7 protein-coding genes and 2 pseudogenes are annotated in these 9071 nt (G+C 43.2%); 1 reads left to right on the top strand and 8 read right to left on the bottom strand.

Going from position 1 to position 9071, the window contains the following annotated elements; all coding sequences use genetic code 11:
- The 6 genes and pseudogenes from SORDD27_RS10105 to SORDD27_RS02190 all read right to left on the bottom strand — a co-directional run.
- Window positions 1–157, bottom strand: a pseudogene (locus SORDD27_RS10105) (aquaporin); the annotation flags it as partial.
- Between the two features lie 157 nt (window positions 158–314).
- Window positions 315–1481: an ATP-grasp domain-containing protein gene (locus SORDD27_RS02210; RefSeq protein WP_061427077.1), complete on the bottom strand. Its 1167-nt coding sequence runs from the start codon at window positions 1479–1481 to the stop codon at window positions 315–317.
- 12 nt (window positions 1482–1493) lie between these two features.
- Entirely contained in the window at window positions 1494–2234 is a 741-nt protein-coding gene (locus SORDD27_RS02205) for an esterase family protein (RefSeq protein ID WP_000546818.1), read from the bottom strand.
- Between the two features lie 20 nt (window positions 2235–2254).
- Window positions 2255–3080 (bottom strand): annotated as a pseudogene (locus SORDD27_RS02200) (alpha/beta hydrolase).
- Window positions 3081–3216: 136 nt separating this feature from the next.
- Window positions 3217–4431 (bottom strand): tRNA uracil 4-sulfurtransferase ThiI, encoded by a 1215-nt coding sequence (gene thiI / locus SORDD27_RS02195; RefSeq protein ID WP_061427075.1) that lies wholly within the window; start codon window positions 4429–4431, stop codon window positions 3217–3219.
- A gap of 8 nt (window positions 4432–4439) precedes the next feature.
- Entirely contained in the window at window positions 4440–5582 is a 1143-nt protein-coding gene (locus SORDD27_RS02190) for a cysteine desulfurase family protein (protein ID WP_061427073.1), read from the bottom strand.
- Between the two features lie 137 nt (window positions 5583–5719).
- On the opposite strand from SORDD27_RS02190, the gene SORDD27_RS02185 reads away from it, so the two are divergent.
- Entirely contained in the window at window positions 5720–6145 is a 426-nt protein-coding gene (locus SORDD27_RS02185) for a DUF6556 family protein (protein WP_061427071.1), read from the top strand.
- Window positions 6146–6189: 44 nt separating this feature from the next.
- Here the strand turns inward: SORDD27_RS02185 and SORDD27_RS02180 are convergent, their stop codons facing one another.
- Window positions 6190–8496: a DNA translocase FtsK gene (locus SORDD27_RS02180; RefSeq protein ID WP_081103329.1), complete on the bottom strand. Its 2307-nt coding sequence runs from the start codon at window positions 8494–8496 to the stop codon at window positions 6190–6192.
- An 86-nt stretch (window positions 8497–8582) separates the two neighbouring features.
- A partial coding sequence (locus tag SORDD27_RS09590; protein WP_231069265.1) for a fructose-specific PTS transporter subunit EIIC occupies window positions 8583–9071 on the bottom strand: 489 nt, incomplete at its 5' end.

Raw genomic sequence — 9071 nt, 5'->3', positions numbered from 1 at the left:
ACCCCATACCGTAACCAACTGCGATAACGAGCCAGCCACTTTGGTGACCTTTCGTACCTTTAAGTTCAACGTTAGCAACTGCACCATTACCAAGAATGATCAAAATAGCAGTTCCCAAGAATTCTGTGGCATATTTAATAGCCCATGTAAAATCCATTTGATAGATTCTCCTTAAATTTTTTTAGACAATCCTTATTCTATCAATTTTTAGGCCTTTTAGCAATATCTTTTCTAAAAGAATCTATGGAAAACGCTTTATTTAACTTATCTTTAAGAAAAGGACAAAAGAAGTCAAACTCCTTTTGTCCTAATCGTTATTCTTGACGTTGACCAAAATCTGCAATCATCTGCTCCATCTCTTGGCGACTCGGAGTAGTCAACATATAAAGGTAGTCCCCTTGTAGCTCTGCAAAGGCTGCTGGCATGATTTTTTTGACCTTGAATTGCTGGCTGTATTTGGCAAGAAGGTCCTCTTCTGAATAGACATAGTTTGCATTGGCACGACGTGATGTAGCTAGACAGTATTGAGGTTCAAATTCTGATTCTGGGAACTCTTCTCCTGCGACAATCGCCGCATAGCCTCGGTAGAGGTCCAAGGAATGGGCGAAGTTATAAACATCAATGGTAAAGCCACCTGCAGGACGGTTATTGTACTCAATGGCAATGTAGTCATCCCCGTCACGGAAAAACTCGATATGGAAAAAGCGTTCTTTCATACCAAATTCTTTGACAATGGCCTCGCCATACTTGCGCAGTTTGGGATCCATATCCTTAAGCACATAGTAGGAATTGTCCATCTTATAAATCATCAGATCAAGTGGTGTATGGGCGTAGTCAAAAGTCGTTGAAAAGACGATATTACCATCCTTGTCCACAAGTCCGTCAAAGGTACAGATTTCGCTAGAAGTGACAAATTTTTCAAAGAAATAAACGGTTGAATGATCCCATTCAGCCTTAAAGTGATTTACATCTTCTTCTGTCTCAAGTTTAAAGGTCGCTGCTGCTCCCACTCCGTTATCAGGTTTGGCAATCATTGGTAGGCCAATCGTCTCAACTGCTTGGTCCACATCTGCTTCCGTCTGGATAACAGCACCAGGTACCACAGGGACACCTGCTTTTTTGAAAAGTTTCTTCATCTCAGACTTAAACTTGGTCTTTTTGAGATCCTCTGGTTTGGCACCAAAAACATTGAATTGCTCACGAAGTGCTGCATCCAGCTCAAGCCAGTATTCATTGTGGGACTCGATGCGGTCGATTGGTCCATGCTTGTAGAACAGAAAGGCAACAGCACGCTTGACTTCGTCTATGTTTTCAAGATTATCTACACGGAAATACTCGGTTAGGCCATTGCGCAAAGGTTCATCTAGTTGTTCGTAAGGTTCCTGACCAATCCCCAAAACAGTGATGCCTTTATTAGCTAGCTCGATGGTAAACTGTTGAAAGTTTTGCGGATAGTAGGGAGAAATAACAAGGTAATTCATAGGCAACTCCTTTTATAGATACAAGTGTCCAAGAAAATAGGGCATTTGTTTGCGCCACCATTCCCAGTCGTGGGCGACATCGTGTCCCCATTCAGCAAACCAGGCTGGAATTTGTTTCTGGTCAAAGGCTTCTTTGAGCTTGTAGAAGGATGGTAGACCATCTTGTTCCCAGGCACCAAGGCCCGTACAAACGACGATTTCTGCCTGACGGTAACGATCAATAAACCAGCCGTCGTTTTGATTCCAGATATAATCTACAGGTGAGTTTTGGTAAATTGCATCGTCATTGTAGTAATCGCCAACGAAGAAACGTGCGTCGTAAACACCACTGAGGGCAATCACCTTGGTAAAGACATCTGGATGCTGGAGAAAGAAATTGAGTGCATGGTAAGCCCCCATCGAGCAACCTGTCGTCATCATGCCGTCAAACCAACCTGTCTTATGCTTGATAAAAGGAATGGCCTCCTCAATCACATAGCGTTCGTAGGCACGATGCATCTCCGCTTGGTCATGACTATTTTTCCAAGTGGCCAACCAGCTTTCACTGTCAACACTGGATAGGGTAAAGAACTGAACACGACCTTCTTCGATAAAGGAAGCACAGGCATCTATCATGCCAAAATCATAGTATTCATTGTGACTGCCACCAGATGAAGCAAAAACAACAACTGGAATCCCAGCATGTCCATAACGGTTGAGATACATTTCACGGTTGAGATTGCCACTCCAGTGGCTAAGGTTTTCAATATGCATTGGCTTTCTCCTTTCTTAACTTACCATTTCTCTGCAAAAAATCGGAGACAGTCTGGCAAATTTTCCGACCAAGGTATTTCACTATGGATAGCACCAGACTGAACTTTCAAAACAAGATTATCCAAGCCTACTCCACCTGCAATCAAATCACGGTAATAGCGAAGCGACGAATCGATATAGGCTTGCTTAATATTGCCAGCCATTAGGGTCTTGTCCGTATCGTCTGCTTCTTCTGTTCCTACATAGATAAAAATGCGCTGTTCAGGCGACAATTTCTTGCGCTCAATATAGCGGTTAAAGGCTTCTTGGTGAAGCCAGTTAGCAGATGAAAAGACACCCAGACAACCAATTCGATCTTGGTACTCTAGTCCGATAAACTGGGTAATATTGCCTCCAAGCGACGAACCAATCATAGCCGTATGCTGGCGATCAGCTTTGGTACGGTAGGTATCATCAATAAAAGGCTTAACCACCTCCATGACAAACTCAGCATACTCCACGCCCTTACCGCCAAACTGCTGGCCTGGGATAGGAGATTCTTGGAACTTCCAAGCCGCATACTCATGCATCCGCCCCAAACCATCATTGTCGATGGCTACAACAATCATGCGACTGATATCAGGGTTTCGCTTAATGGCTGGAATAATCTTCCAAGAGTGTCCGATATAGGACTCCTTGCTGTAAAAGACATTTTCGCCCATCATGAAAATAAACAACAGGGTAAAAACGGTCTGTGTCTTTCTCGTAGTCCTTAGGCAGAAGAACACGAACACGACGCTCTTTTCCTGTATAAGGAACCTTGAGTTTATGTTCTTTCATTTTTAAGTAAAAGTAGGAATGATTCATTGTCAGAAAACTCTCTATATTCAAAATTTTATCTCATTATACCATAAAAATAGAAAAAAAGTCAGTAATTGTCCATTTTAAGGATAAATAACTAACTTTTTTCATTTAATATTCTAAATTCTTCTGGTTTTTCTGATTAGAGGAGATTATCAATTAACTCATCGACAGCGTCTTTTTCAGCTTGAGGTGTGATCTTAGTGATCATAATCCCTGCCACTGCTCGCTCAACCAAACCTTCAACATCCATCCGTTTTTCATACTGCTCAGCACTCTCTATCTTAGGATTGGTCTTAGGACGATCAGGCGCAAAAATAGTACAGCAGTCCTCAAAAGGCTGGATAGAAATTTCAAAGGTATCAATTTCCTGAGCGATGTCAATGATTTCCAACTTGTCCATAGTAACCACAGGACGAATGATTGGAGTGCTAGTCACAGCGTTGATAGTCTGCATGCTTTCCAAGGTTTGGCTCGCTACTTGACCAAGGCTTTCCCCATTAATGATAACTAAACCATTTCTTACCTCACGGATACGATCGGTAATGCGCATCATAAAACGACGGGTCAAGGTCATGAGGTAGGCTTCTGGCGCCTTAGCCTTGATTTCCTCTTGAATCTCTGTGAAAGGCACCTCGATAAACTGGATATTGCCCCCAAACTTGGTCAATTTGCGGGTCAGATCTTGGGCTTTTTTAAGGGCACCAGGACTCGTGTATGGCGGACTGGCAAAGTGAACCGCCTCAATATCTACCCCTCGTTTAAGAGCTAGATAACCTGCCACGGGTGAATCAATTCCTCCTGACAACATGAGCATGCCTTTACCAGAACTTCCCACAGGTAATCCTCCTGCTCCACGAAAGGTTTCATAGGAAAGATAGGCAGCCTCCTCACGAATCTCAACCTGAAGATTAATATCTGGATTTTTCATCTGAGCTTGCACGTTTGGAATAGCCTCGAAAACAGCACCACCAAGAGTTTGATTGAGTTCTCGACTATCCAATTCGAAGTTGTGGTCGCTTCGCTTACTAGTGATTTTAAAGGTCATGCCCTCCTTGTAGATAGCTTTCATAATCTCTTGGACAGCAGACTTCAGAACTTCCACAGACTTTTCAACCTTATACACAGGAGAAAAGTTTTGGATCCCAAAAACTTGTTTGAGCGATTCTGCTACTGCTGTATAATCAGCTCCATTGAGGTAAGCGTGGGCACGGTCGCGATCTGCGGTTACCTTAACTTGAGGATAGATAGACAAAACGTCTGAAATATTATTACGAAGTTTATTGATGAAACGCATGCGATTTTTGTGTTTGGTTGACAATTCTCCGTAACGAATCATAATTTCTGAATACTGCATAAATACTCCTATCTTACTTTTCTAGTTTGATTGTAAATTAATTTTAGCTTGGTCAAAAACTGCTCGACTTGACTCATATCATTTTCCAGGTCTAGGCTTAGACGCACAGCTGACTGGGCCTTATCTTTGTCCACTCCCATGGCAATCAAGGTCCCCGCAGGTTTTCCTGCCTTGGACGAACAAGCAGAGGTTGTGGAAATGAAAATATCATAGTTTTCAAAGGCATGAACGATGACTTCACCACGAACACCCTTAATCCCAAAGGTCAGAATATGAGGGGCAAAGTCTTCCTCATCTGAAAAGACAAAAATATCTGGATAATCCAGAAGGGCTTGACGAATGACTGCCTTCATCTGCCCTGTCTTACTAGCAAAGATATCTAACTTTTCCATAGATAAACGGAGGGCCTTGGCTGTTGCTGCAATCCCTGCCACATTTTCAGTTGTCGAACGATAGTCTCGCTCCTGACCACCACCAGTTAAAAGAGGCGTAATCTTCTTACCAGACTTGATATAGACAAATCCAACACCTCTGACACCATGAAACTTATGACTCGAAAATGTTGCAAAATCCACTCGATCCGTCAAGTATTTTTCAGTCGGAATCTTAGCAAGCGCCTGAACCGCATCAACGTGGAAAGAAATGGTCGGCTTATCTACTAACAGTTTCGAAATAGCCTCAATAGGCTGGATAGAGCCAATTTCATTGTTAACTGCCATAATGGAGACAAGGGTCGTATCAGGTCGTATCAAATTCGCTAGAGCCTCAACATCCACAAATCCTTTCTCATCAACTGGAGCAAAATCTATCTCAAAACCTTGACTTTTCAGCCAAAGGGCTGATTCCTTGACTGCTAGATGTTCAATAGCTGATACGATGATGTGCATACCAAACTGGGCTTTTTCAAAGGCCACACCCTTGATGACCCAGTTATCTCCTTCTGTTCCACCAGAGGTAAAGAAGATTTCATCACTTTTCTTCCCAATCAAATCTGCAATTTGCTGCCGGGAAGCATCTAAAATTCGTGTTGCCTGATCTCCCAAACGATGGAGACTAGATGGATTTCCTACAATTTTTGAAGCGACCTGCATGTAAGTTTCAAGTGCTTCAGGATAAGGCTTGGTTGTCGCCGAATTATCAAAGTAGATCATGTTTTCTCACGCTTTCTAAAATCACTCCTTCTATTGTATCACGAAAAGAGACCTGCGACAAGAAAGGGAGGTTTCTCTTTTTTTAAGATTTTTTTAAAGAAATGAGGTATAATAAATCATAATTAAAGGAGAGTATCATGTCTAACTATCGTAGAACTTCAAAACCAAAAACAGAACACATCAAAAAGGGATTTACTGTCTTTCAAAAAACGATTGCTACCATCGGTAGTATCCTTGGCCTAATCACCGCTACTATCACCATCATGAACGCCATGGATAATAACAAAAACAACAAGAAAGAACCGACGACAACTCAAACAACTGTTGTCAAGGAAATTCAAAAAGAATCCCCTCAGGAAAATACTACTCCTAACAGGGACAACACTTCTACTAAAGAAAATACCTCGCAGGAAGAAACTTCTCAATCCAACAAGAAAGAGGAGAAAAAAGAAGAACAGAAAACAACAACTCAGGACTCTTCTACACCAGCTACAAATAAAGAAACAAGCGATAATGGAACACAGTCAAATACGACGACTTCTGAAACTAAAACGAACCAGTAATCAAAAAAATAACTTCTTTCCAAATTTGGAAAGAAGTTATTTTTTTATTGTTGCAATACTTTTCGTGGTTTGGTTCCCTCAGCTGGACCGATGACACCTGCCATTTCGAGTTCTTCCATCAGGCGGGTCGCACGATTAAATCCAACTGACAAACGACGCTGAATCATAGAAGCGCTAGCTTTCTGGGTCTCGATAACCAGAGCCTTAGCTTCTTCAAAAAGCGGATCACCACCAGCTTCTCCGTCAGAGAGATCTCCTTCATTTTCAGGAACATCTCCTGGGTCAAAGCTTTCATCGTAGTCCGCATCCGCCTGAGCCTTGATGAAGTTTACGATGCGTTCGACATCATCATCCGAAATAAAGGAACCTTGTAGACGGACTGGGTGATTTTCATCAATTGGTTTAAAGAGCATATCTCCTCGACCGAGCAGTTTTTCTGCTCCATTTTCATCCAAGATGGTTCGTGAATCTGTACCTGATGAAACTGCAAAAGCCACACGAGATGGGACATTGGCCTTGATAAGACCAGAGATAACGTCAACCGATGGGCGCTGTGTTGCGAGAATCATGTGAATCCCTGCAGCACGAGCCTTCTGTCCGAGACGAATGATGGCATCTTCCACTTCCTTGCTAGCCACCATCATGAGGTCTGCCAACTCATCTACAATGACAACAATCAAAGGCAGAGGTACTTGTTTGTACTCAGATTGGCTATTAAATTCCTCGACCTTAGCATTGTAACCAGCGATATTTCGCACACCAACCTTAGCGAAGAGTTCATAACGGTTTTCCATCTCATCCACAACCTTTTGCAGAGCCTTGCTGGCCTTGCGTGGATTGGTCACAACTGGAATCAAGAGGTGAGGAATGTCATTGTAAACCGATAACTCAACCATCTTTGGATCCACCATCATAAACTTGATCTGGTCGGGTCTTGCTTTCATCAGAATGCTCGCGATAATACCGTTAACTGCAACTGATTTCCCTGATCCCGTTGAACCTGCAACCAGTAGGTGGGGCATCTTGGAAAGGTCAAAGGTTCGAGCAGTTCCATTAACCGCCTTCCCTAGAGGAATTTCGAGGAGATTTTCTGGTTTAGTCTGAGACTGTTCCCAGAGTTCACGGAAGGAAACAGTCGCAATCTCAGAGTTAGGCACTTCGATTCCGACTAAGGATTTACCAGGGATTGGAGCCTCAATCCGAACATCCTTGGCCGCCAGAGCCAGCGCTAAGTCGTCTGCCAGATTGGAAATGCGGTTAACCCGTACACCAACTGCTGGCTTGACTTCATACTTGGTAACTGATGGCCCAATTTCAGCCCGTTCCACCGTCACCTTGATACCAAAGCTAGCAAAGGTTTCTTCTAGGATTTTGATATTTTCTCGAACAATCTTCTTTTCCTTGGATTGGTCTTTGGGTTTATCTGGCGCAAAGAGTTGCAAGCTTGGCAGTTTGTATTCGAGGGCTTCCTTGGCAGAAAAATCAACCTGCACCTCTTCATCCTCAAAATCTTCTTCCACATCTGGAACGTCAACGTCAGCCTGAGGGAGGATAATCTCCGGTTCGATCCACTCTTCCTCAGGAATTTGAGGGAAATCGTAGTCTGGTACCTCTGATAAGATTTCTCCCGTTTCAGGATCTACAGGAGGAAGCGGTAATGCATCCTGTTCTTCTTGTTCTCTCTGAATTCTGGCGGCTTCTTCAGCTTCTTGACGAGCCTTCTCTTCTTCTCTCTTGATGAAGCGTTCCTGTTTTCTCTGTTCCTGTTTTTCCATGAAGGATCTGAACTGAGCTCCAATAAAGGCTGCGACATCATAAATAGACCAAGGACTAACCAAGAGTGCCCCAACTAGAATCAAGAGAACTCCAATAAAGTACGATCCGATATTGGAGAAAAGAAAGGATATGGGGATATAGAGTCCAACACCAAGCAAGCCTCCACCAGCGAAGCTAGTCACCCGCATACCAGTCAGGTCCGTCATAACTTGAGACAGGGTCCCTTTTAGAACTGATTGCTCCAAGCCATATTTCCATACTAAGTAGGCCTCAAAAATCAAGAGCAAGCCAGCGAAGATACAGAGAAATCCTGATAGAAGTCCCTCTTGCTTGCGGATCCATTTAAAAAGAAAAAGATAGATGAGGAGACCACCTATGGCCACATAGGCCAAACTTCCGACCACCAGTCGAATGAGATTGTAAAGAGTGACACCTGCTGCACCGAGTTTAAGGGCTGCAATAATCAACAATAAGGCAATTCCTAAGGAAATCAACATCCTCTGGATAGCCTGTTTTCTTTCAAGTTCTGCTTTAGACGGTCTCCGTCTTGTTTTTGTAGTATTCTTGTTTGCCATTCTTTTATTATACCATATTTCACAGCCATTTCGAATAGAGAAAAAGATTGCACCAAATGGTAACAATCTTTCTATTCTAATCCATTTTATGCTTGTGGTTTGCGTAGGTAACCATAAACCACACCACTTACAATTGCGCCAACCAAGACAAATGCAAGGTAGAGAAGGGCATTTGAAGTAAGGGCGATGACGAAGATTCCTCCGTGTGGCGCCATGAGTTTGATTCCAGCAAGACCAACGAGACCACCTGCTACTGCTGAGCCAAGAATGAAGCTTGGAATCGCACGAGCTGGGTCAGCAGCACCAAATGGAATTGCTCCCTCAGTGATAAATGACAAGCCCATGATGATGTTTGTCAAACCAGAGTTACGTTCTTCTTTGGTAAATTTATCTTTGAAAAGAAGGGTTGCGACAAAGATGGCAAGTGGTGGAACCATTCCTCCCGCCATAACTGCTGCCATGGCTACAGAACCACCTGAGGAAACAGTCGCTGCAAGCGTACCTGTACCAAAGACATAAGCCGCTTTGTTGACTGGTCCACCCATATCAACAGCCATCATGCCCCCAAGAACGAT

The sequence above is a fragment of the Streptococcus oralis genome (genome assembly GCF_001579025.1).
Taxonomy (GTDB): Bacteria; Bacillota; Bacilli; order Lactobacillales; family Streptococcaceae; genus Streptococcus; species Streptococcus oralis_X.
The sequence above is the reverse complement of the archived record's forward strand: the minus strand, read 5'-3'. Positions and strand labels throughout refer to the sequence as shown.